Annotated in this window: 19 protein-coding genes and 7 pseudogenes; 8 read left to right on the top strand and 18 right to left on the bottom strand. The window is 74.3% G+C overall.

Features of this window, described 5'->3' with window-relative positions; all coding sequences use genetic code 11:
• Positions 1-48: 48 nt before the first annotated feature.
• Entirely contained in the window at positions 49-522 is a 474-nt protein-coding gene (locus ABEB13_RS33770) for a GNAT family N-acetyltransferase (RefSeq protein WP_100892426.1), read from the bottom strand.
• Between the two features lie 79 nt (positions 523-601).
• A complete protein-coding gene (locus tag ABEB13_RS33765; RefSeq protein WP_345708505.1) occupies positions 602-1,009 on the bottom strand; it encodes an ankyrin repeat domain-containing protein in 408 nt (135 codons plus the stop codon).
• Between the two features lie 298 nt (positions 1,010-1,307).
• Here ABEB13_RS33765 and ABEB13_RS33760 point away from each other — a divergent pair, with 298 nt between their 5' ends.
• The 3 genes from ABEB13_RS33760 (at position 1,308) to ABEB13_RS33750 (ending at position 3,883) form a co-directional block, all read left to right on the top strand.
• Positions 1,308-1,502 carry a hypothetical protein gene (locus ABEB13_RS33760; RefSeq protein WP_100887322.1) on the top strand — a complete coding sequence of 65 codons (195 nt, stop codon included), beginning with the start codon at positions 1,308-1,310 and terminating at the stop codon, positions 1,500-1,502.
• Between the two features lie 134 nt (positions 1,503-1,636).
• The gene (locus ABEB13_RS33755; RefSeq protein ID WP_345708504.1) at positions 1,637-3,268 is read left to right on the top strand and encodes an FtsK/SpoIIIE domain-containing protein; all 1,632 of its coding nucleotides are present in this window, start codon (positions 1,637-1,639) and stop codon (positions 3,266-3,268) included.
• Between the two features lie 240 nt (positions 3,269-3,508).
• Positions 3,509-3,883, top strand: coding sequence for an RNA polymerase-binding protein RbpA (locus ABEB13_RS33750; protein ID WP_100887323.1), 375 nt, complete (start codon positions 3,509-3,511; stop codon positions 3,881-3,883).
• 123 nt (positions 3,884-4,006) lie between these two features.
• Here ABEB13_RS33750 and fxsA read toward each other — a convergent pair whose 3' ends face one another.
• The 6 genes and pseudogenes from fxsA to ABEB13_RS33720 form a co-directional block, all read right to left on the bottom strand.
• The gene (fxsA, locus tag ABEB13_RS33745) at positions 4,007-4,576 is read right to left on the bottom strand and encodes an FxsA family membrane protein (RefSeq protein ID WP_345709915.1); all 570 of its coding nucleotides are present in this window, start codon (positions 4,574-4,576) and stop codon (positions 4,007-4,009) included.
• A 116-nt stretch (positions 4,577-4,692) separates the two neighbouring features.
• A pseudogene (gene lnt, locus ABEB13_RS33740) lies at positions 4,693-6,326 on the bottom strand (apolipoprotein N-acyltransferase).
• A gap of 283 nt (positions 6,327-6,609) precedes the next feature.
• Positions 6,610-7,245, bottom strand: a pseudogene (locus tag ABEB13_RS33735) (phosphatase PAP2 family protein); the annotation flags it as partial.
• Positions 7,246-7,302: 57 nt separating this feature from the next.
• Complete coding sequence (locus tag ABEB13_RS33730) at positions 7,303-7,893, bottom strand: TetR/AcrR family transcriptional regulator (protein WP_345708503.1); 591 nt, start codon at positions 7,891-7,893, stop codon at positions 7,303-7,305.
• A 149-nt stretch (positions 7,894-8,042) separates the two neighbouring features.
• Positions 8,043-9,641, bottom strand: coding sequence for an amidohydrolase (locus tag ABEB13_RS33725; RefSeq protein WP_345709914.1), 1,599 nt, complete (start codon positions 9,639-9,641; stop codon positions 8,043-8,045).
• A gap of 72 nt (positions 9,642-9,713) precedes the next feature.
• Positions 9,714-10,178 (bottom strand): annotated as a pseudogene (locus ABEB13_RS33720) (Lrp/AsnC family transcriptional regulator); the annotation flags it as partial.
• A gap of 148 nt (positions 10,179-10,326) precedes the next feature.
• Between ABEB13_RS33720 and ABEB13_RS33715 the strand changes: the two are divergent.
• Positions 10,327-10,743 carry a hypothetical protein gene (locus ABEB13_RS33715; protein ID WP_345708502.1) on the top strand — a complete coding sequence of 139 codons (417 nt, stop codon included), beginning with the start codon at positions 10,327-10,329 and terminating at the stop codon, positions 10,741-10,743.
• A gap of 45 nt (positions 10,744-10,788) precedes the next feature.
• Here the strand turns inward: ABEB13_RS33715 and ABEB13_RS33710 are convergent, their stop codons facing one another.
• Positions 10,789-11,952 carry an acyl-CoA dehydrogenase family protein gene (locus tag ABEB13_RS33710; protein ID WP_100887331.1) on the bottom strand — a complete coding sequence of 388 codons (1,164 nt, stop codon included), beginning with the start codon at positions 11,950-11,952 and terminating at the stop codon, positions 10,789-10,791.
• A gap of 222 nt (positions 11,953-12,174) precedes the next feature.
• On the opposite strand from ABEB13_RS33710, the pseudogene ABEB13_RS33705 reads away from it, so the two are divergent.
• The 4 genes and pseudogenes from ABEB13_RS33705 (at position 12,175) to ABEB13_RS33690 (ending at position 15,839) form a co-directional block, all read left to right on the top strand.
• A pseudogene (locus ABEB13_RS33705) lies at positions 12,175-12,759 on the top strand (uridine kinase family protein).
• A gap of 388 nt (positions 12,760-13,147) precedes the next feature.
• Positions 13,148-15,088, top strand: a complete 1,941-nt coding sequence (locus ABEB13_RS33700) for an AAA family ATPase (protein ID WP_345708501.1) — start codon at positions 13,148-13,150, stop codon at positions 15,086-15,088.
• A gap of 74 nt (positions 15,089-15,162) precedes the next feature.
• A pseudogene (locus tag ABEB13_RS40850) lies at positions 15,163-15,612 on the top strand (YoaK family protein); the annotation flags it as partial.
• 86 nt (positions 15,613-15,698) lie between these two features.
• Positions 15,699-15,839 carry a hypothetical protein gene (locus ABEB13_RS33690; protein ID WP_345708499.1) on the top strand — a complete coding sequence of 47 codons (141 nt, stop codon included), beginning with the start codon at positions 15,699-15,701 and terminating at the stop codon, positions 15,837-15,839.
• 36 nt (positions 15,840-15,875) lie between these two features.
• Here the strand turns inward: ABEB13_RS33690 and ABEB13_RS33685 are convergent.
• From ABEB13_RS33685 to ABEB13_RS33645, 9 genes and pseudogenes are all read right to left on the bottom strand, one after another.
• Positions 15,876-16,915, bottom strand: a pseudogene (locus ABEB13_RS33685) (hemolysin family protein).
• On the bottom strand, positions 16,912-18,252 hold the full coding sequence (locus ABEB13_RS33680; RefSeq protein WP_345708498.1) for a hemolysin family protein: 1,341 nt from the start codon (positions 18,250-18,252) through the stop codon (positions 16,912-16,914). Before ABEB13_RS33680 ends, ABEB13_RS33685 begins: the two are co-directional and overlap by 4 nt.
• Positions 18,253-18,427: 175 nt before the next feature.
• A complete protein-coding gene (locus ABEB13_RS33675; RefSeq protein ID WP_100887337.1) occupies positions 18,428-18,871 on the bottom strand; it encodes a PH domain-containing protein in 444 nt (147 codons plus the stop codon).
• Positions 18,872-18,926: 55 nt separating this feature from the next.
• Positions 18,927-19,775, bottom strand: a complete 849-nt coding sequence (gene hisG / locus ABEB13_RS33670; RefSeq protein ID WP_345708497.1) for an ATP phosphoribosyltransferase — start codon at positions 19,773-19,775, stop codon at positions 18,927-18,929.
• A 44-nt stretch (positions 19,776-19,819) separates the two neighbouring features.
• A pseudogene (locus ABEB13_RS33665) lies at positions 19,820-20,091 on the bottom strand (phosphoribosyl-ATP diphosphatase).
• A gap of 81 nt (positions 20,092-20,172) precedes the next feature.
• Entirely contained in the window at positions 20,173-20,658 is a 486-nt protein-coding gene (gene ribH / locus ABEB13_RS33660) for a 6,7-dimethyl-8-ribityllumazine synthase (RefSeq protein ID WP_345708496.1), read from the bottom strand.
• Positions 20,659-20,710: 52 nt separating this feature from the next.
• The gene (locus ABEB13_RS33655) at positions 20,711-21,970 is read right to left on the bottom strand and encodes a bifunctional 3,4-dihydroxy-2-butanone-4-phosphate synthase/GTP cyclohydrolase II (protein WP_345708495.1); all 1,260 of its coding nucleotides are present in this window, start codon (positions 21,968-21,970) and stop codon (positions 20,711-20,713) included.
• Positions 21,967-22,620, bottom strand: a complete 654-nt coding sequence (locus tag ABEB13_RS33650) for a nicotinamide mononucleotide transporter family protein (RefSeq protein ID WP_345708494.1) — start codon at positions 22,618-22,620, stop codon at positions 21,967-21,969. Before ABEB13_RS33650 ends, ABEB13_RS33655 begins: the two co-directional genes overlap by 4 nt.
• Positions 22,617-23,279, bottom strand: a complete 663-nt coding sequence (locus ABEB13_RS33645; protein ID WP_345708493.1) for a riboflavin synthase — start codon at positions 23,277-23,279, stop codon at positions 22,617-22,619. Before ABEB13_RS33645 ends, ABEB13_RS33650 begins: the two co-directional genes overlap by 4 nt.
• Between the last annotated feature and the right edge of the window lie 140 nt (positions 23,280-23,419).

The following is a 23,419-nucleotide window of genomic DNA, read 5'->3' as shown; positions in this document are numbered from 1 at the left end:
CACGATGCTCCCGTACGCCGCGGGCGCCGGCCACCGGTTTCCGGCCGGTCAGACGAGCGGCTTGCCCATGCAGACGCTCTGCGGGGAGTCCTTGTAGTAGCCGAACTTGGTGATCGGCAGGTACCCCTCGGAGCCGTAGAGCGCGATCGCCTCGGGCTGCTCGGTGCCGGTCTCCAGGACGAGCCGGGTGCGGCCCGCGGCCAGCGCGGTGGCCTCCAGGTGACGCAGGACGGCGCGGGCGAGGCCGCGCCCGCGGGCCCGTTCCGCCACGTACATCCGCTTCAGTTCGGCGTCGCCGTCGCGCAGGCCGTCCCGGTCGGCCTCCTTGGCCCGCCAGCCGCCGCACGCGACCGCCTCGCCGTCCAGGTACCCCACCACGAACAGGCCGTACGGCGGGTCGAAGTGGTCCTCGTGCATCGACGTCTGGTCGATGTCTCCGTAGCGGCGGACGTACTCCTGCTGCACCTCGGCGGCCAGTCCGGCGGCGTCGGGGTGGCCGTAGCCGGTGGTGCGGATCTCCAGGGGGACATGCTCGACATGGTTCGCAAGCCTACGGGTCCGCGCCCGCGGCCCTCCGGCCGGGTCGGCCGGAGGGCGCAGCTCAGCGCCCGGCGACGAAGCGGTCGACCAGCGCGTCCTTGCCGAACATGCGGGCGGTGTCGAGCGCCGACGGCGTCCCGGCCGCCGGGTCGGCGCCGCCGTCCAGCAGGGCGCCGATCACGTCGTCGTAGCCCTTGAACACCGCACCGGCGAGCGGCGTCTGGCCGCGGTCGTTGGCCCGGTCCGCCTCGGCCCCGCGGGCCAGCAGCGCCTGCACGGCGGCGGCGTGGCCGTGGTAGGCGGCCAGCATGAGGAGGGTGTCGCCGCGGTCGTTGGAGAGGTTCGCCGGCGCACCGGCGTCCAGGTAGGCGGCGAGCAGCTGGGCGTCGCCGGCCCGGGCGGCGTCGAAGAGCCGGCCGGCGAGTTCCACGACCTCGGCGTCGGGCGTCTCGGGAGCGTTGTCGGCCATGGCGGGGCCTTTCAGACGAGGGTGCGATTCCGTACGGCACCGTAGCGGACGACGCGGGGGCCCGATGGTCACGCATCCGTTCGAGCGAATTTCCGGGACCCGCCGAACGCCGCTCCGCCCGGCGGGGAGGCCTGTCAGCGCGGTACCCCCGGGACTGGGCCTCGGTGCGCATACCTCCGATGAGAAGGCCCGGGGCAGATCCACCCGTTTGCCACATTCCATCATCTATTACTTTTTGTCACGATGAAGTCACTTTCCGCAACACTGTCCCCGCCACCCTCATCGAGGAGCTGACCACGTGATCCTCTCCATTTCCGGCATCGTCCTCTTCGGCACCATCGCCTTCCTCTTCTTCCGCCGGGACGGACTCAAGGTCTCGCACGCCCTGGTCTCCGCACTGTTCGGCTTCTACGTCGCAGGCTCCTCGATCGCCCCGAGCATCACGGCCGGCGGGGCGAGTCTCGCCAGCCTCATCGGCGGCATCAAGTTCTGATCCGGCGGCACCGTCCCGGCCCGGGCGCGGATCCCACCGCCCCGGGCCCGGACCCCGAGGTCGCCCCACCCGCCGGAGCCCCTCCCGGCCGCGGCACCTCCTCCATCCGTGTCCCACCGCTCGGGGAGCCCGTCATGTCCCTCACCCGCCACCTCGGCCGCGGCCGCGACCTCGCCCGCACCGCGGGCGACCACGCCGCCGACATGTTCGCACCGCTCACGCTCATCGCCCGCGGGCTGCGCCACCACGCCGAATGGACCAGGAGCCGCTGGGCCTCCACGCCCAAGGAGCGCCGCGGCCCGACACTGTTCCTCACCGCTGCGCTGGCGCTCGGTGTGTTCCTGCTGCCGCACGGCCTGCTGTTCGCCCTGGTCGCGCTGGCCGCCAGCGCCGCCTGGGCCGGCCGCCGCCCCAAGGCCGCCCCGACTGCCGAGCCGGACACCGGCGACCTCAAGCTCGCGGCGCTGTACGCGGCCCTCACCCCGTACCTGGCCGGGCCGGACGACATCAGCCCGCTCTACAGCATCGACGGCCACTACAAGACGGCGTTCAGCGGCTGGGAGTTCGACGCCGACGGCCGGCTCGCCGCCCTGGAGGTGGCCTACCCGGCGTACTTCACCGACACCGAGCCCGCCGCCCGGGCGCGGATCGAGCAGGTCGTCCAGGGCAAGGCCGGCCGCGCCCGCGAGTACCGCTTCGACTGGGACGAGGAATCGAACCGGCTCCGGGTGACCGCACTGGCCCCACTGCCGACCGACATCGCCGCCCAGCCGTTCGTCACCGCGCCCGGCGAGATCGTGCTCGGCTTCACCGACGCGCAGGGCAGCAGCCGCACCATCCCGGTCCTCCAGGCCGGCACCACGGCGCAGCAGCCGCCGGTGGTCTGGCGGGTCGGGCCGCGCTCCGCCGAGCCGCACCTGCTCGCGCTCGGCTCCGCGGGCTCCGGCACCTCCACCCTGCTCCGCTCGATCGCCCTCCAGGCCCTGCCGTACGGCGACCTGGTGGTGATCGACGGGGCGGGCACCGGCGAGCACGCCTGCCTGGTCAACCGGCCCGGCGTGCACACCGTGGAGACCAGCCTGCACGGCGCGGTGGCCGCCCTGGAGTGGGCCGCCAAGGAGACCGAGCGGCGGCTCGGCCTGCTCAACGCGGCCCGGCACACCGGCATCGCGGCACCCGAGGACACCACCCGGCCGCTGTGGCTGCTGCTCGACCACCCCACCGAGCTGAGCGAGCTGGCCCAGGCCGAGAACCGGCCGGACCCGCAGGACCTGCTGGAGATCCCGCTGCGGCACGGGCGGGCGGCCCGGGTCACCGTCGTCGTCGCGGAGGACCTGGAGGCACTGGACCGGCTGCGCCCGACCGTCCGGGCGACCACCCGGGCCAAGGTCGTGCTCGGCCCGGCCGGCGCCGACCTCGGCCGGGCCGCGCTCGGCACCGCGCTGGACATCACCCCGGCCGCGCACACCCCGGCCGGCCGCGGCTACGCCCGGATCGGCGCGGCCGCACCCGTCCGGCTGCAGGTGCCCGCCACGGTGGACCCGCTGGACGAGGACGCGCCGGCCCAGCTGCGGGACGCGGTGATCGGGCTGCTGCCGCACCGCGACACCCGGACGGAGGCCCCCGCGCCGAGCACCCCCGCCGCCCTCCCCGACCCGGCCGCGGCGGTCGCCTCGGTGACCGAACGCGCCGAGGAGATGGTCGCCGAACTGGGCGCCGACCTCGCCAAGGACGCCAAGGGCGTGCGATCGCACCCGGCCCGCTGAGCCGTCCGGGTCCTCCGGGAATGCGGCATTCGGACGATCGCCGTGCGCGCCAGGAGTGGCACTGAGGGTGACATCACCGATCAGATGTGACAAATCGGGCGCAGGTGGGTACAAACGTGGGCGGCACGACAGGCGACGCATGTCCTCGGACGGGAATCTTCGTCGACGGCCGAGCGTTGACCGAACGACGAAGACAGCGACCACTAGTCCTGTGGGCCATAAGCCCGGGAGGCACGATTCATGAGCGAGCGAGCTCTCCGCGGCACGCGACTCGGGGCCACTAGCTACGAGACCGACCGCGGTATCGATCTGGCTCCCCGCCAGACCGTCGAGTACGCATGTCAGAACGGACACCGATTCGAGGTGCCCTTCTCCGTGGAGGCGGAGATCCCCTCGGTGTGGGAGTGCCGATTCTGTGGCCAGGAGGCCATGCTCCTCGACGGCGAGGAGCCGGAGGAGAAGAAGACCAAGCCGACGCGTACCCATTGGGACATGCTGATGGAGCGCCGGACACGGGAGGAGCTGGAGGAGGTGCTGGCCGAGCGGCTGGCCGTGCTCCGCTCCGGCGGGATGAACCTCGCGGTTCACCCGCGTGACAGTCGCAAGAGCGCATGACCGCGCTCCCCGGTGACGGGGAGCGCACGACGGAGGGCCCCGGGCAGCGCAGCCGGGGCCCTCCGTCGTGCTCGCGGTCGTGCTCGCGGTCAGGTGGTGACGGCGCTCAGGCGGTGACCGCGGTCAGCCGGTGATCGGCGGGCGGTACTCGGTGTCCGGGCGCGGCCCGCCGGGCCCCGGCTCCACCACCTCGCCCTGGACGATCTTGCCGTCCGGCCGGTGGATACGCAGCTGCTCCTGCAGGCGCACCGCGTCGGCGAAGCGGTCCGCACCCACCGGGGCCGTCGACCGCAGGGCTCCGGCGGCCAGCCGGCGGGCCGCCATCCGCCACAGCGCCCGGGTCGGCGGGAAGAGCAGGGTCAGCGCCAGCACGTCGGACAGCAGACCCGGCAGGATCAGCAGCACGCCGGCCAGCACGGTGAGGCTGGTCGAGGTCTGGGCCTGCTGCGGCTTGGGGTCACGGCTCTGCTCGACCAGCGCGGCGAAGGCCCGGCGCCCGGCCCGCTTGATCACCCATCCGCCGAGGAACACACCGGCGAGCAGCAGCACCAGCACGGTGAACCAGCCCAGCTGCGAGGCGACCACGGTGAGCAGCCAGATCTCCAGCACGAGCCAGGCGGCGATCAGCAGGGGCGTCACCCGCCGCAGCAGGCTGCGCGGGGCGGGACGGGCCGGTGAGTCTTGCTGGGTCACGGTAGGGATCCACTCCGTCGTGGTGCGTTCCGGCGCGCCCGGGGGCACGGCGGCCGGCACCTCCGGCCGCGGCTGGGGCGCGTCCGGCCGTGCGCGCGGCGGCAGGCGGACGGGCCCTAAGGCACCACCTGGTCCAACGGCTCCGGCTGCGCAGGTGTTCCGCCGGAACGGCGGCGGCGGACGGCGCCCGCCGCGACCGCACCGCAGGCCAGCAGGCCCGCGAGGGCGAGTGCCCACTCGGGCCCGGCCCCCACCCGGTCGGCGACGGTGCGGGAGTCGCGCAGCGGTACGGAGGCGTTGATGATCGCGGGCGTGAGCTCCTTGGTCTGCTGGAGCACCGAGCCGTCCGGCGCGATCACGGCGCTGATGCCGCTGGTCGCGGCGATCAGCACGGCCCGGCCGTGCTCGACGGCGCGCAGGCGGCTCATCGCGAGCTGCTGCTCGGTCTGGCCGGTGCGGTTGTAGGTGGCGTTGTTGGTCTGCACGACCAGCACCCGGCCGCCGTCGTCGACGGTGTCGCGGACGATCTCGTCGTAGGCGACCTCGAAGCAGATCACGTCGCCGATCCGCGCCGGGCCGAGCTGCATGACGCCGTTGTGGTCGCCGGGGTAGAAGTCCCGGGCGACCCGCTGCAGCCGGGTGATCACCTTGGACAGCTCCGCACGGAAGGGCACGAACTCGCCGAACGGCACCGGGTGCTGCTTGGTGTACGAGGCGCCCGGGCCGGTGGTGGGGCTCCAGACGATGCCCTCGTTCTGGACGTGCTGGGCGTCCGGCCCGTCGACCAGCGCGCCGACCAGAGTGGGCACGCCGACGGCCTTGACCGCCTGGTCGATCCGGACGTACGCCTCGGGGACGGAGAACGGGTCGAGGTCCGAGGCGTTCTCGGGCCAGATCACCACGTCCGGCTTGGGGCCCGGCCGGCGGCGATGTCGGCGGCGAGCTTCTCGGTCTCGGTCGCGTGGTTGTCCAGGACCTGCATCGGGCGGCCGAGGAAGTCCATGCCGGGGTGCGCCACGTTGCCCTGGATCAGCGCGACCTTCAGGGTGTCGGCGCCCTTGGTGGGCACCGGCACGACCAGTCCGGCCAGCAGCGAGGCGATGGCGCCGAGGCAGGCCAGCGCGGCCGCGCGCGGGGCCCGGCGCGGGCCGCGCAGCCGCAGCACCGCCCAGGCCAGCAGGGTGCCGCTCAGCGCGACGGCGAAGGTCACCAGCGGGGCGCCGCCGAGCGCGGCGAGCGGGGTGAACGGGCTGGCGGTGTTGGCGAAGGCGAGCCGCCCCCAGGGGAAGCCGCCCAGCGGGAGGCGGTCGCGGGCCCACTCCTGGGTCACCCAGAGGCAGGCCGCCCAGAGCGGCCAGGTGCGCAGCCGGGAGACCGCGGCCAGGGCGGCGCCGAGCGCCGCCAGGAACAGCGCCTCGATCACCGAGAGGCCGACGGTGGCGTCCCAGCCGACCACCCGCAGCCACGACAGCAGCCCGAGGAAGAACGGCAGGCCGTACGCGAAGCCCGTCCAGGCGCCCTGGCGCAGGGTGCGGCCCCGGGTGAGCAGCGAGAGCGCGGCGACGCCCACGATGGACAGCGGCCACAGGTCGTAGGGCGGGAAGGCGGCGGCGGACAGCAGGCCGCAGAGGGCGGCCAGGGCCGTCCTGGGCAGGCCGGCCCGGATCCGCGCCAGGCGTCCCGGCCGGGTCGGTGCGGCCGTCGCTTCCTCGTCCGCCACCGGCTGCTCCTGTTCCACCGGCAGTGCCACCTGCGCACCATCTCTCTTGCTGTGCCGCCCATGTCATCGGCTCGCCCGGACTCGGGTGCCGTGCCAAGACGGTACCCCGGATGGGTGCGGCCGCGGACGACGGGGTGGCGGCGGTCACAGGGCGCGGGCGGGCCTCAGGACGCGGGCACGGACGCCGGGATCGGGGCGCGCGGTCCGGGCAGCCGGGGGCGTCCGACGGGGTGCGGCCGGGCGGTCTGAGCAGCAGCAGGGCCGCCCCGGTGAGGGCGATCGCGACGATGCCGTCCAGCCAGTAGTGGTTGGCCGTGCCGACGACCACCAGGTAGGTGACGGCCGGGTGCAGCAGCCAGAGCCACCGCCAGCGGCTGCGGGTGGCGGCGATCAGCCCGACCGCGACGGTCAGGGCCCAGCCGACGTGCAGCGAGGGCATCGCGGCGAACTGGTTGGAGAGGCTGTCGGTGTCCGGGTCGCCGTAGACCGTCGGCCCGTAGACCTGCGCGGTGTCGATCAGGCCGGTGACGTCGAGCATCCGGGGCGGGGCGAGCGGCAGCAGCAGGTGCAGGGCCAGGCCGGCGCCGGTCAGCGCGGTGAGGACCCGGCGTATCCAGACGTAGTGGGCCGGGCGGCGCCAGTACGTCCAGACCAGGAAGAGCACGGTGGCCGGGAAGTGCACGGTGGCGTAGAAGGCGTTGGCGGCGTGGATCAGCAGGTCGCTGTGGAGCAGGACGCGCTGGACGTCGTCCTCGTCGGGCAGGTGCAGGAAGCGCTCCAGCTGCCAGACGTCGCCGGCGTTGCGGAACGCCCGCGGGACGTGTCCCTCGGCGGCGATCCGGCCGAGCCGGTACACGGTGTAGAGCGCGCCGATGAGCAGCAGTTCGCGCAGCAGCGGTGGGCGGCGGTCGGCGGCCTGCTCGGCAGGCGGCCGGACGTCGAGGGGCATGGGCGTCCTGTCGGGTCGGGTCGGCGGGTCACGCGCGGGGCGGGGTGCGGGCGGGGCTCAGAGGCCGAGCGCGGGGAGGACGACCGCGTCGACGTACTCCGCGAGGTAGGCCGGGTCGGCCTCGGCGCCCTCCAGCAGCGGGCGGGCGGCCAGCGCGCCGAGCACCATGTGCGGCACGAAGCGGGCGGCGGGTCGGCCGGGGGTGATCTCGCCGCGGTCGGCGCCGCGCCGGAGCATGGTGTCCAGTGCGGCGTTCTCGGGCTCGACGACGAGGGTGCGGAAGGCCCGCATCAGGTCCGGGTCCTTGTGCAGGGCCTGGCCGAGGGCGCGCATCAGGGAGGCGTCCCGGACGGAGGTGCCGCAGCGCAGCCGGACGAGTTCGTGCAGGTCGCCGCGGAGGGTGCCGGTGTCGATGTCGGCGGCCGTGATCGGGCGGCAGCTGCGCAGGGCGGCGACGACGAGTTCGGGCTTGCCGCCCCACTGGCGGTAGAGGGTGGCCTTGCTGGAGCGGGTGCGCGCGGCGATGGCGTCCATGGTGAGCGCGTCGTACCCGGCTTCGCGGAGCAGGTCGATGACGGCGCTGTGGAGCTCGCGTTCGCGGTCCTCGGAGAGCCTGCTGCGGCGGGCCCTCGGCTCGGCGTCCGGCATGACGGCGACCTCCCGGCGAACGGCGTGGAACGAAACGGTTTCGTACCGACGATACGCCTGTGCACGGAGCGTCGCGCGCGGCCCCCGGACATGCGGCGGGGGCGGGCGGACCGGCAGCCGGTCCGCCCGCCCCCGATGGGCCGCGGAGGTCAGGCCAGGTGCACGGTGCGGCCCCGGACGACGGTGCGCAGACAGGCCGGGAGCGCTCCGCCGGGGGTCAGGTCGGGCAGGCCGGGGGTGCCCGAGCGCGGGTCGGTGGACCAGCCCGCGACCCGGGAGTCGGGCGCCTGTACGACGAGCTCGCCGACCGCCCAGATCGCGTAGCTGGCGACCGCGCCGGGCACCAGGACACCGTCGGCGTCCCGGCCCAGGGCCCGCCAGCCGCCGCGGGTGTGCGCGGTGAACGCGGCCCGCACCGAGATCCGGTGCTCGGGGGTGCGGTGGAAGGCCGCGGCGCGGACCGCGCCCCACGGGTCGAGCGGGGTCACCGGCGCGTCCGAGCCGAAGGCCAGCGGGACACCGGCCTTCAGCAGCGCGGCGAACGGGTTGAGCGCGGCGGCCCGCTCGGCCCCCAGCCGCTGCGCGTACATCCCCTCCGGGCCGCCCCAGGCGGCGTCGAAGGCCGGCTGCACCGAGGCGGTCAGGCCGAGCTCGGCGAAGGCGGCGACGGACTTGTCGTCCAGCGCCTCGGCGTGCTCGATCCGGTGGCGCCGGGCCCGGACGGCGGCGAGGCCGACCCGGTCGGCGGCGGCCCGCACACCCGTGACGACCGTGTCCAGGGCGGCGTCGCCGATGGCGTGGAACCCGGCCTGCAGGCCGGCCTCGGTGCAGGCCACGACGTGGTCGGCGACCTGATCGGCGGTCAGGTAGGCGGTGCCGGTGTGGCCCGCGTCGCGGTAGGGCGCGTGCAGGCAGGCCGTCCGCGAGCCGAGCGCGCCGTCGACGAACAGGTCGCCGGCGGCGCCGACGGCGCCGAGCCGGCGGGCGGTGTCGACGGCGCCGAGTTCGCCCCAGTAGCCGAAGACCTCGGGGCCGGCAGCCTCTGCGGCGAGCGCGAGCAGCTCGGCGAGGTCGGCCTCGGAGGAGATGTCGGGGCCGGCGCACTCGTGGAGGGCGCCGATGCCGAGCTCGGCCGCGCGGGCCAGGGTGGCCTGCTGGGCGGCGCGGCGCTGGGCGGGCGTCAGGTGGGCGAGCGCGGCGCGGCGCACCGCGTGGTGGGCGGCCTGGCTCAGCGGGCCGTCCGGGTGGTGGCCCGCGAGCGCGTCCAGGCCCTCGGCGAGGGCGCGCAGGGCGGTCGAGGCGAGCGCGGAGTGCACGTCGGTGCGCGAGAGGTAGGCCGCGCGGCCGGCGGTGGCGGCGTCCAGTTCGGCGAGGGTCGGCGGCCGGCCCTCGGGCCAGCCGGTCTCGTCCCAGCCGTGGCCGATCAGGACACCGTCGCCGGCCTGCGCCGCTTCGGTGATCCGGCGCAGCGCCTCGGCCAGCGAGGGGCAGCCGGTGAGGTCCAGGCCGGTGAGGGCGAGCCCTGCGGAGGTGGCGTGCACGTGGGCGTCGACGAAGGCCGGGGTGACCAGGGCACCGGCGAGCTCCACCACCTCGTCGGCGGTGGCCGCGTAGGCCTCGGCGGCACCGTCGCTGCCGACCCAGGCGATGTGTTCGCCCTCGACGAGCATCGCGGTGGCGAAGGGGTCGGCGGGGCTGTAGACGTTGCCGCCTCTGAGCAGCACGGTCCGGTTGGTGCGTTCGGTCATGGGCCCCAGTCTGCACCCCGGGCCGGGCGGGTCAGAGTTTCGGGGGCGCGCCTCGTACGGGGTGGAGAGCACGACGGTGGTGCGGGTGGAGACGCCCGCGGCGGAGCGGATCCGGGCGAGCAGGTCCTCCAGGTCGCCGGGGGCGCCGACGCGGACCTTGAGGATGTAGTTCTCGTCGCCGGCGACGCTGTGGCAGGCCTCGATCTCGGGCAGGCCGACCAGGCGGTCCGGCGTGTCGTCGGGGGCGCTGGGGTCGAACGGCTTGACCGAGATGAACGCGGTCAGCGCGAGGTTCACCGCCTCCGGGTCGATGATCGCGGTGTAGCCGCGGATCACGCCGCGCTGCTCCAGGCGGCGCACCCGCTGGTGCACCGCCGAGGTGGACAGGCCGGTGGCCTTGCCCAGGTCCGTGTAGCTCATCCGGCCGTCCTCGAGGAGCAGCTGGACGATGCGCTGGTCGAGATCCTCCACAACGCGCAAACCTACTCGATCCGGCGGTGGCCCGTCTGCGGCGCGGTGGTGGCACCGGGGGCGCATCCGGGGGCACATGCCACCGGGATGTGGCGAAGGACACACTCCGTGCATCACCGTGCACCGCGGTGCAGGGTTATGACACCCCGTCGGAGGGAAATGCTGCTGATGGCCGGGGCCGACACGACGGCCGGCCGGATCCGAGGGGGATCACATGCCTGCTACTGACCACCGCGCGCGCAGCGAGGACGAGGAACGCACCGAGTCGGAGTACCTGCTCGGGGTGGACCCGGGCGACGCCGAGACGTGGGAGATCGTCCGGGTGCACTGCCCCGCGTGCGACCGGCCGATCGCCCTGGTCGGCGACGAGGAGCGGCTCCCGCAGCACGCCGTGCTGCCCACCGCCTGGCACCCCTTCGCCGCGGCGCTCTGCCCCGGCACCGGTGCCGCCACCGACGAGCTCGCCGAGTGCGAGGAGGCCGCCGAGGACGGCGGCGCTGGGCTCGCCGCCCTTCTCAGTCTGCCGGCCGAACTCGACTGGCGCACTCAGCCGTTCTCGCACGCGGGCGCCCCCGGCGACAGCCCGGTGGTGCGCATCCCCGCCCAGCGCGGCCGCTCCGCCCGGCGCTGACCGCCCGGCGCGCGAGGATCGGGCGCCGGGCGGTCGAGCCCGGCGCTACTTCCCGGTGAGGTGCCGTCCGATCACCAGCCGCTGGATCTGGTTGGTGCCCTCGACGATCTGCAGCACCTTCGCCTCCCGCATGTACCGCTCGGCGGGGTAGTCCTGGGTGTACCCGTACCCGCCGAGCACCTGCACGGCGTCGACGGCCACCTGCATCGCGGTGTCGGTGCAGAACAGCTTGGCCATCGCCGCCTCCTTGGAGAAGGCGAGGCCGGCGTCCCGGCGGCGGGCCGCGGCGAGGTACAGCGCGCGGCCGGCCTCTATCCGGGTCGCCATGTCGGCCAGCATGAACGACAGGCCCTGGAAGTCGGCGATCGGCCGGCCGAACTGCTGACGCGTCCGGGCGTAGTCGACGGCGAGGTCGAGCGCGGCCTGGGCGACGCCGACCGCGCAGGCGGCGATGCCGAGCCGGCCGGAGTCCAGCGCCGCCAGGGCGATCTGGAAGCCCTGGCCCTCGTCGCCGACCAGCCGGTCGCGGTCCACCCGCACCCCGTCGAAGTGGAGCTGGGCGGTGGGCGAGGAGCGCATGCCCATCTTGTGCTCCGGCGGCGCGGGGTTCAGGCCCGCGGCGTCGCCGGGCACCAGCAGGCAGCTGATGCCGCGCGCGCCGTCCTCGCCCGTCCGGACCATGGCGCTGTAGAAGTCGGCGTGCCCGCCGTGGGTGATCCAGGCCTTGGTGCCGCTCACCACGTACTGGTCGCCGTCCAGGTCGGCGCGGGTGCGCAGGGCCGCCGCGTCGGAGCCGGACTGCGGCTCGGAGAGGCAGTAGGCGCCCAGCTGCTCGCCGCCGAGCATCCCGGGCAGCCAGCGCTTGCGCTGCTCGTCGCTGCCGAAGGTGGCGAGGGCGTGGCAGGACAGGGTGTGGACGCTGACGCCGAGGCCGACGGCCAGCCACCCCGCGGCGAGCTCCTCCAGCACCTGGAGGTAGACCTCGTAGGGCTGGTCGCCGCCGCCGTACTGCTCCGCGTACGGCAGCGAGAGCAGGCCGGCCTCGCCGAGGGTGCCGAAGACCTCCCGCGGGAAGCGGCCGGCCGCCTCGTCCTCGGCGGCCCGCGGCCGGAGCTCGCGGTCGACGAGGTCCCGGGTGAGGGTCAGCAGCTCACGGGCCTCGTCGCTGGGCAGCTGGCGGTCCACCGGCTTGGTGGCGGGAAGGCTCATGGCGGGGCGTCTCCTCGGTCGGGGCCGGTCCGCGGGTTCGGCGGGTCCGGCACGGAAAGGTGCAGGTCAGGTCGGTCGTCACCGGATCGCGGTGAACGACCGTTCACAAGCCTGGCGAAGTGAGTATGCCCGAAACGCGCCGCTCCGTCACCGCCTGCGGGCCGGAGGCCGCCTACCGGCCGCCCGGCGGGCCCGCCGCAGGCCCGGCCGTAGGCTGGCGGCATGACCGACCTGGGCGATCTCGCCGCGCGCATGGGCGCGCTCCCACCCTCCGTGGGGCCCGTCCGGCTGGTCGCGGTGGACGGGCACGCCGGCTCCGGCAAGACCACCTTCGCCGGACGGCTGGCCCGAGCACTGGGGGCGCGCCGGTGGTCCACCTGGACGACCTGGCGACGCACGCGGAGCCGTTCGGCTGGACGGAGCGGCTGCGCGCCGGCGTGCTGGAGCCGTTCGCGCGCGGCGAGGCCGGGGCGTACCCGGTGTACGACTGGACGCGGCGCCGGTTCGGCCCCGTCCGGCGGGTGCAGGCCGCGCCGGTGGTCCTGCTGGAGGGTGGGTGCGGGCCGCCGGGCGGTGCGCCCGGCGCTGGCCCGCCTGGTGTGGATGGAACTTGACGGCCCGACGGCCAACGCCCGCGGACTGCTGCGCGACGGCCCCGCCCTGGAAGCGTTCTGGGCGGGCTGGTCGCGGGCCGAGCGGGCGCACTTCGCCACCGACCCGACCCGGCCGTACGCCGATCTGCGGGTGGACGGGGTCACCGGACGGATCCTCGACGACACCCTCGGTGAGCCCGCATCACCCTCTTGACCTGGGGCGTCTCGACGATCTACCTTTCTTCACGGCGCGAGATTGGTTGATCTCGCAACTACAGACGCGGCATCTCCGGCTTGTTCCCCCGTGAGCCGGAGATGCCGTCCCCTTTCCGCCCGCCACTCCGGTTTGCGCCCAACGGCCCCTCGGGTACGGATATTTGGCCCGGCGCGGCACCCTTCCGGATCAGCCCGGCCCCGGTACGATTCCTGGTAGGCGCGGAAGCGCCCGGGGGCTGCGCGAACTGACGGACGGTCCGTCCGGCGATCCGTCGGCCGGCCGGGCCTCGATGCACGGCGGGGGGCGTGGGGTGAGGGTGGACAGCGGTAACGGTTCCCGCGGCACTGGGCCGCACAGGCAGGCCGACCGCGCATGGCTGCGCGGCATGGACGCCTACGCGGCGGGTTCCTACTCCCGTGCGGAGGAGGAGTTCCGGGCCGCCGTCCGGCTCGACCCCGGCATGGCCGACGCCTGGCTCGGACTGCACGCCCTGCGCTGCGACACCGCCGGCGCCCTGCTCGCGATGCACCGCCACCGCGCCCGCTTCGGCGAGCAGCGCACGCGCCACCGGCGCCCGCTCAGTTCCTGGTACTGGCTGGGCTGGTGGGTGCAGCCCGTGCTGGAGGACGAGCGCGACCTCGCCCTCGCCCACGCCTCGCACTGGCTGGACGGCCGCCACCTCGCCGAACTCGACCGCGCCCTCGCGGACTGCCCGCCCGCCGCCGAGGACTCGTCCGTCCGCTTCCTGCACGCCTGCCGCTCCTACCTGGTGAAGGACTGGGAGCAGCTGATCCGCGACACCGACCGGCTCCTCGACGACCCGGTGCTCGGCATCGAGGCCGGGCTCTTCGGCGGCATGGCCAGAGTCCGGCTCGACATGTGCGCCCAGGCCCAGGCACCGCTCGCGGCCTCGCTGGCCCGCTGCCGCTCGGAGCAGCCGCAGCGCAAGGAACTCCGCTACTGGCTGGCCCGGGCCTACGAGGGCGCCGGGCGCAGCGCCGCCGCGCTCCCGCTCTACCGGTCGGTGCACCGGGCCGACCCGGCGTTCATGGACACCGCCACCCGGCTCGCCGCGATCACGGCCGAGGACGGCGCCCTGGACGGCCTGCTGGACGGTGCGGACACCGTCACCGTCCTCCCCGAGCCCGAACCCGAGTGGGAGACCGCCGGGCCCGCGGCCCTGCCCGGCGCCGCCGCCGACCTGCCCGAGGCGGCCGACTTCGGCTCCTTCGGCGAGTACGCCGAGGACGGGGACCAGCCCGACCTGCCGGACCTGCCCGCGCTGCCCACCGCCGGCGGCCCGGCCGCTCCGGTCGGCCTGCCGGCCGAGGCGCCGGCCGGGCCGTACGGCGAACCCGTCGCCGAACGCTCCGGCACCGCCGACGGCCTGACCGCCGCTCCCCCGCGTACCGCCGACGGCGCCCCGACCGCCGGGCCGGCCACGGCCCTACCGATCGGGCCCGGCCGCCAGCAGGAACTCGAGGCCGCCCTCGCGGAACTCTCCCGGATGGTCGGCCTCGACCCGGTCAAGCGCCAGGTCAGAGCACTCTCCGCGCAGCTGCGGATGTCGCGGCTGCGGGCCGAGCGCGGGCTGCCCGTCCAGCCGCCGAAGCGGCACTTCGTCTTCTCCGGCCCGTCGGGCACCGGCAAGACCACCGTCGCCCGGATCCTCGGCCAGGTCTTCCACGCCCTCGGACTGCTCTCCGGCGACCACCTGGTCGAGGCCCAACGGGCCGACCTGGTCGGCGAGTTCCTCGGACAGACCGCGGTCAAGGCGAACGAGCTGATCGACTCCGCCCTGGACGGCGTGCTCTTCATCGACGAGGCGTACAGCCTCTCCAACTCCGGTTACAGCAAGGGCGACGCCTACGGCGACGAGGCGCTCCAGGTACTGCTGAAGCGCGCCGAGGACAACCGCGACCGGCTGGTGGTCATCCTGGCCGGCTACCCGGAGGGCATGAACCGGCTGCTGTCCGCCAACCCGGGCCTCAACTCCCGCTTCACCACCCGGGTCGACTTCCCCAGCTACCGGCCCGCGGAGCTCACCGAGATCGGCCGCAGCCTCGCCCTCACCGGCGGCGACGGGTGGGACACCGACGCCGCCGAGGAACTCTCCTCGATCTGCGGGCACGTCGTCACCGAGGGATGGATAGACGAGCTCGGCAACGGCCGGTTCATCCGCACCCTGTACGAGAAGTCCTGCGCCTACCGCGACCTGCGGCTCTCCGCCCAGGCCGAGCTGCCCAGCCGGGAGGACCTCGCCACCCTGCGGCTGCCCGACCTGCTCCAGGCCTACGGCGAGCTGATCGACGGCCGCGCCGGCTGAGCCGTTCCGGTGACGGCCGGGCGGCTGCCGCCAGGCGCGGGCTGGCCGCCGGGGCCCGGCTGGTATCAACGAGCGTGACCCCCACCCTGCACCGGCCCGACCCGCAGACCGCGGCACTGCTGCTGCTCACCGTCGTCACCGGCGTCGTCGAGGCGGTGAGCTTCCTCGGGCTCGGCAAGGTGTTCACCGCCGTGATGACCGGCAACGTGCTCTTCCTGGGCTTCGGGCTGGCCGGTGAGGACCTGTCGATCATCGGCTCGGGGATCGCCCTGCTCGCGTTCGCGGTGGGCGCGTTCGGCGGGCACTGGACGAACCTGTGGCTGGTGCGCCGACGCGGCGCCCGGTGGGCCCCGATCGCGGTGACCGGGGTGGGTGTGCTGCTGGTGGCCGCCGCGCTGGCCGCGCTCGGGTTGGACCGCCAGGCGTCCTCGCCGTCCGGCCGGGATCTGGCGGTCATCTCCGTCCTGTCCGCCGCGATGGGCTGGCGCAACGCGACCACGCTGCGGATCGCCGCACCGGGCCTGCCCACCACCGTGGTCACCCGCGGCCTGACCGGCCTGCTCCGGGTGCACGCCGCGCTGGACGCCCGCGGGCGGCCCTGGCGGCGGCCGTGGCGATGCTGTTCGGCGCCGCCGTCGGCGCGCTGCTGCTGGACGCCGGGCTCACCGTGCCGCTGCTGGTCGCCGCGGCGACGGAGCTCGGCGCCGGCGCGGTGTTCGCCGCGACCGGCGGCGTGCCGGTCGAGGAGTGACGCCCCGGCCGGCGGCGGCCGGACGGGGCGCCGGTGTCAGTGCGCGGCCTCGCGGTGGTCCGGGTCGTGGACCTCGCCCACCAGCTCCTCCAGGACGTCCTCCAGGGTCACCACGCCCAGCTGGTGGCCGTCCTGGTCCACCACGGCGGCCATGTGGGCGGCGGCGCGGCGCATGGTGCCGAGCGCGTCGTCCAGCGGCAGGCTGGCCCGCAGCACGGTGACCGGGCGGCGCAGCCGCTCCGGCATCGGCGCGTCCGGGTGCTCCACGTCGAGGATGTCCTTGAGGTGCAGGTAGGCCGTCACCGTGCCGTCCGGGCCGGCCACCGGGAAGCGCGAGTAGCCGGTGCGGACGGCGAGGGTCTCGATCTCCCGGGCGGTCACACCGGTGGGGACGGTGACCAGCTGGTCGGGGTGAGCAGCACCTCGCTGACCGGGCGCTCGCCGAGTTCGAGGGCGTCCTCCAGGCGTTCCTGGCGGCGCTCGTCGAGCAGTCCGGCGTCGCGGGAGTCGGCGAGCAGGAGCAGCAGCTGCTGGCTGTTGTAGACCGACTCGACCTCGTCCTTGGTCTCGACCCGCAGGAGGTGCAGGAGGCCGTTGGCGAAGGCGTTCAGGAAGCGGATCACCGGGGTCAGCAGCCGGGCGAGGGTGTCGAGCGGCGGGCCGAGCCAGAGCGCCGCCCGCTCCGGGCCGGCCAGCGCGATGTTCTTGGGCACCATCTCGCCGATCACCATGTGCAGGAAGACCACCAGGGTCAGCGCGATGACGTAGCTGAGCAGGTGCATCAGCGAGGTGGGCACCCCGATCGCGTGCAGCGGCCCGTGCAGCAGGTGGGCGATGGTCGGTTCGGCGAGCGCGCCGAGCAGCAGCGAGCAGACGGTGATGCCGAGCTGTGCGGCGGCGAGCATCGCCGAGACGTTCGACAGGGCGTGCAGCACCGTGCGGGCCCGCCGGTTGCCGGCCTCGGCGAGCGGCTCGATCTGGCTGCGGCGCACCGAGATGACGGCGAACTCGGCGCCGACGAAGAAGCCGTTCCCGAGCAGCAGCAGCACCGCAGCGGTCAGCTGGAGCGCGGTCATCGGTGCTTCTCCTCGGAGTCGCCGGCCAGGTCGGGGTCGATCCGCTGGATACGGACCCGGCCGGTGCGGTGGCGGTCGACGGCGAGCACGGTGAAGCGCCAGCCGGGAAGTTCGGCCTGCTCGCCGACGGCGGGCAGCTTGCCGAGCAGGTCGGCGAGCAGCCCGCCGAGCGTCTCGTAGGGCCCCTCGGGGGCCTGGAGGCCGATCACCTCCAGCTGGCCGATCCGGGTGAGGCCGTCGGCGTCCCAGACCGGCAGGCCGTCCTCGGAGGGCATCGGGCGCAGATCGGGGAGATCGGCCGGGTCGTGCTCGTCCTGCACCTCGCCGACGATCTCCTCCACGATGTCCTCGACGGTGACCACGCCGGCGGTGCCGCCGTACTCGTCGACGACGATGGCCATCGGCTGCTGGCGGCGCAGCCGCTCCAGCAGGAGTTCGGCCGGCAGGGTCTCCGGGACGAGGAGCGGTGCGACCGCCAGGTGGGCGACCCGGGTGTGGCCGCGGCGCGCGTCCGGGACGCCGAGGGCGTCCTTCAGCGTGACGGTGCCGGTGACCTCGTCGAGGTTGTGCACGTACACCGGGAAGCGGGACAGGCCGGTGGCCCGGGCCAGGTTGAGCACGTCGGCGGCGGTGGCGTCGTGGTGGAGGGCCACCACGTCGACGCGCGGGGTCATCACGCTCTCGGCGGTGAGCTCGCCGAGGCCGAAGGTCCGCACGAACAGCGTCGCGGACTGCTGGTCTATGGCGCCCGCCCGGGCCGAGTGGCGGGCGAGGGCGACGAGTTCGGCAGGGCTGCGGGCGTGCCCGAGCTCCTCCTGCGGTTCGATGCCGAGCGCCCGGACCACCCGGTCGGCCGAGCCGTTCAGGAAGCTGATCAGCGGACGGCAGGCGGCCGAGAAGGCGCGCTGCGGGGCGGCGACGGCGTACGCGACCTGGAGCGGCCGCGAGATCGCCCAGTTCTTCGGGACGAGCTCGCCGATGACCATCTGCAGCACGGTGGCGCCGACCAGGCCGACGATCACCGCGGTGCCGCGGGCCGCCGACTCGGACAGGCCGACCGCGGTGAACACCGGGGAGAGCAGGACGGAGAGGGCGGGCTCGGCGAGCATGCCGACGACCAGCGAGGTGACGGTGATGCCGAGTTGGGCGCCGGAGAGCTGGAAGGAGAGGTGCCGCAGCGCTTCGGCGAGCTTGCCCGCGCGCCGGTCGCCGGCGCGGGCGGCGCGCTCGACACTGCCGCGCTCCACGGTGACGAAGGAGAACTCGGCGGCGACGAAGAGGCCGTTGGCGAGGATGAGCAGCAGTGCGGCGGCGAGCAGCAGCCAGGCGGTGATCACAGTGCCGCCTGCCTTCCGCGGGCGGGAAGCGAGGCGGCGCGGGTACTACCGGACGGATCGTCCATGGACGGGGAGAGCACTCCTCAGGTCGGATCGTGGCGGCGCCGGTCCTTTGCCCCGGCTTTACCAGCGTAGACGATACCGAACGAGTGTAGGGATCCCGGCCCCGGACGCCTCAGCGCCGCGCCGTACCGCGGTCGTCGACCAGGTCGCGCAGCGACCGGGCGGCGCTGATCGCCTGCTCCCGGCCGGCCGCGGGCTGGATGCCGACCGCGGCGAGCGAGGTGCCGTCGGCGAGGTCGAGGACCACCCAGGGGTCGCCGGCGCGCAGGTTGACCCGGAGGATCTCGGCCCAGGCGAGCCGGCGGGTGCGGACGAAGTTGACCACCGTGACGCCCTGGTCGTCGGCGCTCACCCGGGGCCGGGCCAGCATCAGGCCGACGGCGGCGAACAGCAGGCCGCAGCAGACCATGGCGACCCGGTCGTTGGCCTGCCAGTTGGCCGGCATCGCGAAGGCGACCACGGTGAAGACGACCACGAGCACGGCGCAGAGCGGCAGCAGGACGTAGCGGTTGCGGCGCGGGGACCAGGTCACCGGCAGCGGGGCAGGGGTGGACAACGCGGTGGCTCCAGTGGAGCGGGCGGGGGCCGGTGGGCCCCCGCCCGGAGATCGGTCAGAGACGGCAGGCGTGGATGTTGGTGACGAGGATGGCCCGGGCGCCGATGGCCCACAGGTCGTCCATGATCCGCTGGGCCTCCTTGCGGAGCACCATGGCGCGGACGGCCACCCAGCCCTCGGTGTGCAGCGGCGAGACGGTCGGCGACTCCAGGCCGGGGGTGAGCGCGACGGCGTCGCCGACCCGCTCGGCCCGGATGTCGTAGTCCATCAGCACGTAGCGGCGGGCCACCAGGACACCCTGCAGGCGTCGCAGGAACTGCTCCACCCGGGCGTCGTCGCCGGCGCCCTTGGGCCGGATGACCACCGAGTCGGAGACCAGGATCGGCTCGCCGAACACCTCCAGACCGGCGTTGCGCAGGCTGGTGCCGGTCTCCACCACGTCGGCGATGACGTCGGCGACCCCGAGCTGCACCGCGGTCTCGACCGCGCCGTCCAGCTTGGTGACGGTGGCCTTCACGCCCTGCTCCGCGAGGTGCTGCTCCACCAGCCCGGTGTAGGAGGTGGCGATCCGCAGGCCCTCCAGGCCCTGCACGTCCTCGACGGCGACGCCGACCGGGCGGGCGAAGCGGAAGGTGGAGCCGCCGAAGCCGAGCGCCAGCACCTCCTCGGCGTCCGCGCCGGAGTCCAGCAGCAGGTCGCGGCCGGTGATCCCGACGTCGAGCCGGCCGGAGCCGACGTAGACGGCGATGTCGCGCGGGCGGAGGAAGAAGAACTCGACCTGGTTCTCCGGGTCGACCAGCACGAGTTCCTTGGGGTCCTTGCGCTGGCGGTAGCCGGCCTCATGCAGCATCTCCGCCGCGGGACCCGAGAGAGAACCCTTGTTGGGAACGGCGATGCGGAGCATGGGAGGGGAGTCCTTCGCTGTGGTAGGGATGGCTGGCACGGCGGTCAGAGGTGGGCGTACACGTCGTCGAGCGTCAGCCCGCGGGCGATCATCATCACCTGAAGGTGGTACAGCAGCTGCGAGATCTCCTCGGCCGTCTGCTCGTCCGACTGGAACTCGGCGGCCATCCAGACCTCGGCGGCCTCCTCGACGACCTTCTTGCCGATCGCATGGACGCCCTGCTGGACGAGCTGCGCGGTACGGGAGGACGAGGGTCGCCGCTGGCGGCCTTCTGCTGGAGCTCGGCGAAGAGCTCCTCGAATGTCTTCGAAGCCATGATGAGCTCACCTTACGGGGTGCGGGCTGACCGACGGTAAACGGTTCCGGACCGTGGACAGTCGGATGGACCGACGGCCGGTTACCGCCAGGGCTCGGTGACCCCGCGCAGCGCGACGGCGGTCGCGACGGCGGCGGTGACCGCCTCGTGGCCCTTGTCCTCGGCGGAGTCCGGCAGGCCCGCGCGGTCCAGCGCCTGCTGCTCGTTGTCGCAGGTCAGCACACCGAAGCCGACCGGGACACCGGTGTCGACGGCGACCTGGGTGAGGCCCGAGGTGGCGGCCTGGCAGACGTAGTCGAAGTGCGGCGTGCCACCGCGGATCACCACGCCGAGGGCGACCACGGCGTCGTAGCCGCGCTCGGCGAGGTGCTTGGCGGCGACCGGCAGCTCGAAGGTGCCGGGCACGCGCAGCACGGTCGGCTCCTCGATGCCGAGCTCCTTCAGCGCCCGGTGGGCGCCGTCCAGCAGGCCGTCCATGACCTGGACGTGCCACTGCGCGGCGATCACCGCGACCCGCAGGTCGGCGCAGTTCTTGATGGTCAGCTCGGGGGCTCCGTGGCCGCTCACGTGCGTACTTCCTCTGTGATCAGGGTCGGGTGGGTCGGATGGTGCGGGTGGTTCAGGAGTCGGCGTCGAGCCACGGCAGGTCGTGGCCCATCCGGTCCCGCTTGGTGCGCAGGTAGCGCTCGTTGTGCTCGCCGACGTGCACGGCGACCGGCAGCCGGCCCTTCACCTTCAGGCCGTGCTCGGTGAGCGCCGCCTGCTTGTGCGGGTTGTTGCTGAGCAGGGTCAGCGAGCGCACGCCGAGGTCGGCGAGCATCTGGGCGCCGATCGAGTAGTCCCGGGCGTCGGCGGGCAGGCCGAGGTCCAGGTTGGCGTCCACGGTGTCGCGGCCCTGCTCCTGGAGCTCGTAGGCGCGCAGCTTGTGGGCCAGGCCGATGCCGCGGCCCTCGTGGCCGCGCAGGTAGAGGACGACGCCGCGGCCGGCCTCGGCGACCTGGCGCAGCGAGGCCTGCAGCTGCGGGCCGCAGTCGCAGCGCAGCGAGCCGAGGACGTCGCCGGTGAGGCACTCCGAGTGGAGCCGGACGAGGACGTCCTCGCCCTCGGGGAGGCGGCCGTCCGCGTCGAGGCCGCCGGCGATCAGCGCGAGGTGCTCGACGCCGTCGATGGTGCCCTTGTAGCCGACCGCGGTGAAGTCCCCGTACTCCGTGGGCAGCGCGGTGACCGCGGCCCGGCCGACGTGCAGCTCGGTGCGGCGGCGGTAGGCGATCAGGTCCTCGATGGAGATGATCGCGAGGCCGTGCTCGCGGGCGAAGGCGACCAGCTCGGGCAGCCGGGCCATGGTGCCGTCGTCGTTGACGACCTCGGCGATCGCACCGGCCGGGGCGAGGCCGGCGAGCCGGGAGAGGTCGACGGCGGCCTCGGTGTGGCCGGGCCGCACCAGGACGCCGCCGGCGGCGGCGCGCAGCGGGAAGACGTGGCCCGGCCGGGTCAGGTCGGCGGGCTCGGTGCCCGGCGAGGCGAGCAGCCGGATCGTCCGGGCCCGGTCGGCGGCCGAGATCCCGGTGTCGACACCGTCGCGGGCGTCCACCGAGACGCTGTACGCGGTGCCCTTGCGGTCCTCGTTGACGACCGTCATCGGCGGCAGCTTGAGCCGGTCGAGCTCGTCGCCGGTCATCGGGGCGCAGATCACGCCGGAGCTGTACCGGATGGTGAAGGCCAGCAGCTCGGGGGTGGCGGCGGAGGCGGCGAAGACGATGTCGCCCTCGTTCTCGCGGTCCTCGTCGTCGACCACGATCACGGCCCGGCCGAGGGCGATGTCCGCGATGGCGCGCTCGACCGGGTCGAGGACGAGGTCGTCGGTCTGGTTGGCGGTCATGCCGTGACTCCCTGCGGGACGTTGGCGGTCGAGGGACGGGTGGTGCGGGTGCTCAGCCACCAGGCGCGCAGGCCGAGCAGCACCAGCACGAAGTAGATGCTGTAGGTGAGGCCGGAGAAGGCGTAGCCGCTGTGGAAGGCGAGCGGGACGCCGACGACGTCGACGGCGATCCAGGCGAACCAGAACTCCACCCAGCCGCGGGCCTGCGCGTACATCGCGGCGAGCGTGCCGACGAAGATGTAGGCGTCCGCCCACGGGCTCCAGGACCAGCTGGGGTTGGCGAAGTAGACGCCGGCCAGGGCGACGGTGCCCAGCCCGAGGGCGCCGGCCAGCAGCGCCCGCTCGCGCCAGGAGGCGAACCGGACGGCGATCCCGCCGTTCGCGCGGTGCCCCTGCTGCCAGCGGGTCCAGCCCCACGCGGCGGCGGCGATCACGATGACCTGCTTGCCGATCAGGCCGGGGTTGGGCGAGGCCCCGCCGAGGTAGGCGGCGATCAGGACGGCGCCGGAGAGCAGCTGGACGGGCCAGCTCCAGACGTTGCGGCGCCAGCCGAGCGCGAGGCCGGCGAGGCCGAGCAGGTTGCCGAGCATGTCCGCCCACACGACGTGCTGGCCGAAAGCGGTGAAGGCGGTGCTGCTGAGCCAGTTCACGAGGCGTCCTTGGCGAGGTGCTCGGGCAGGGTCCGGGTGTCGAGCAGCCGCTCGACGTACTTGGCGAGGACGTCCACTTCGAGGTTGACCGGGTCGCCGGGGGCCTTGGCGCCGAGCGTGGTCAGTTCGAGGGTGGCGGGGATGAGCGAGACGCTGAAGGAGTCCAGGGCCGCGTCGACCACGGTGAGGCTGACGCCGTCGACGGTGATCGAGCCCTTCTCCACCAGGTAGCGGGTGATCGACTGCGGCAGCGAGAACCGCAGCACCTCCCAGCGCGGCAGACCGGCGGCGTCGAGGTCGCCGGGGGCGCGGGAGAGCAGTTCGCCGGTGGCGTCGACGTGGCCCTGCACGAGGTGGCCGCCGAGCCGGGCGCCGAGCGCCATGGCGCGCTCCAGGTTGACCCGGGAGCCGGGCTTCAACGCGCCGAGGCTGGAGCGGTGCAGGGTCTCGGCCATCACGTCGGCGCTGAACTCGCCCGTGTCGGCGGCGAGTTCCTCGGGGCTGTCGACGACGGTCAGGCAGACGCCGTTGACCGCGATGGAGTCGCCGTGCTTGGCACCGGAACAGACCACCGGGCCACGCAGGCGGATGCGCGAGGACTCGCCGATCTCCTCGATGGAGACGACCTCGCCGAGCTCTTCGATGATGCCGGTGAACACCCGGGTACTCCTCGCGCTTAGGGCGCGGACTCCGGGGCGGCAAGGGAGATGACGCGGACGACAGCACACCGACGGACCCCGGCCACGGCGCCTTCGCCGGGGCAGAGCCCTCCGATCCACCTGCACACCGCGGCCCTGGT

Origin of the sequence: Kitasatospora paranensis, from assembly GCF_039544005.1 — a bacterium.
In the GTDB taxonomy this organism is placed as follows: domain Bacteria; phylum Actinomycetota; class Actinomycetes; order Streptomycetales; family Streptomycetaceae; genus Kitasatospora; species Kitasatospora paranensis.
Note: the sequence above shows the minus strand (reverse complement) of the source record. Positions and strands in the feature narration are given on the sequence as shown.

Coding starts and splice junctions, on each gene's coding strand:
- ABEB13_RS33730 (WP_345708503.1), bottom strand. CDS start 7,893: ATGCCGGACGCCGAGCCGAGGGCCCGCCGCAGCAGGCTCTCCGAGGAC.
- ABEB13_RS33765 (WP_345708505.1), bottom strand. CDS start 1,009: ATGGCCGACAACGCTCCCGAGACGCCCGACGCCGAGGTCGTGGAACTC.
- ABEB13_RS33725 (WP_345709914.1), bottom strand. CDS start 9,641: ATGACCGAACGCACCAACCGGACCGTGCTGCTCAGAGGCGGCAACGTC.
- hisG (WP_345708497.1), bottom strand. CDS start 19,775: ATGCTCCGCATCGCCGTTCCCAACAAGGGTTCTCTCTCGGGTCCCGCG.
- ABEB13_RS33715 (WP_345708502.1), top strand. CDS start 10,327: ATGCCTGCTACTGACCACCGCGCGCGCAGCGAGGACGAGGAACGCACC.
- ABEB13_RS33755 (WP_345708504.1), top strand. CDS start 1,637: ATGTCCCTCACCCGCCACCTCGGCCGCGGCCGCGACCTCGCCCGCACC.
- ABEB13_RS33750 (WP_100887323.1), top strand. CDS start 3,509: ATGAGCGAGCGAGCTCTCCGCGGCACGCGACTCGGGGCCACTAGCTAC.
- ABEB13_RS33655 (WP_345708495.1), bottom strand. CDS start 21,970: ATGACCGCCAACCAGACCGACGACCTCGTCCTCGACCCGGTCGAGCGC.
- ABEB13_RS33710 (WP_100887331.1), bottom strand. CDS start 11,952: ATGAGCCTTCCCGCCACCAAGCCGGTGGACCGCCAGCTGCCCAGCGAC.
- ABEB13_RS33700 (WP_345708501.1), top strand. CDS start 13,148: ATGGACGCCTACGCGGCGGGTTCCTACTCCCGTGCGGAGGAGGAGTTC.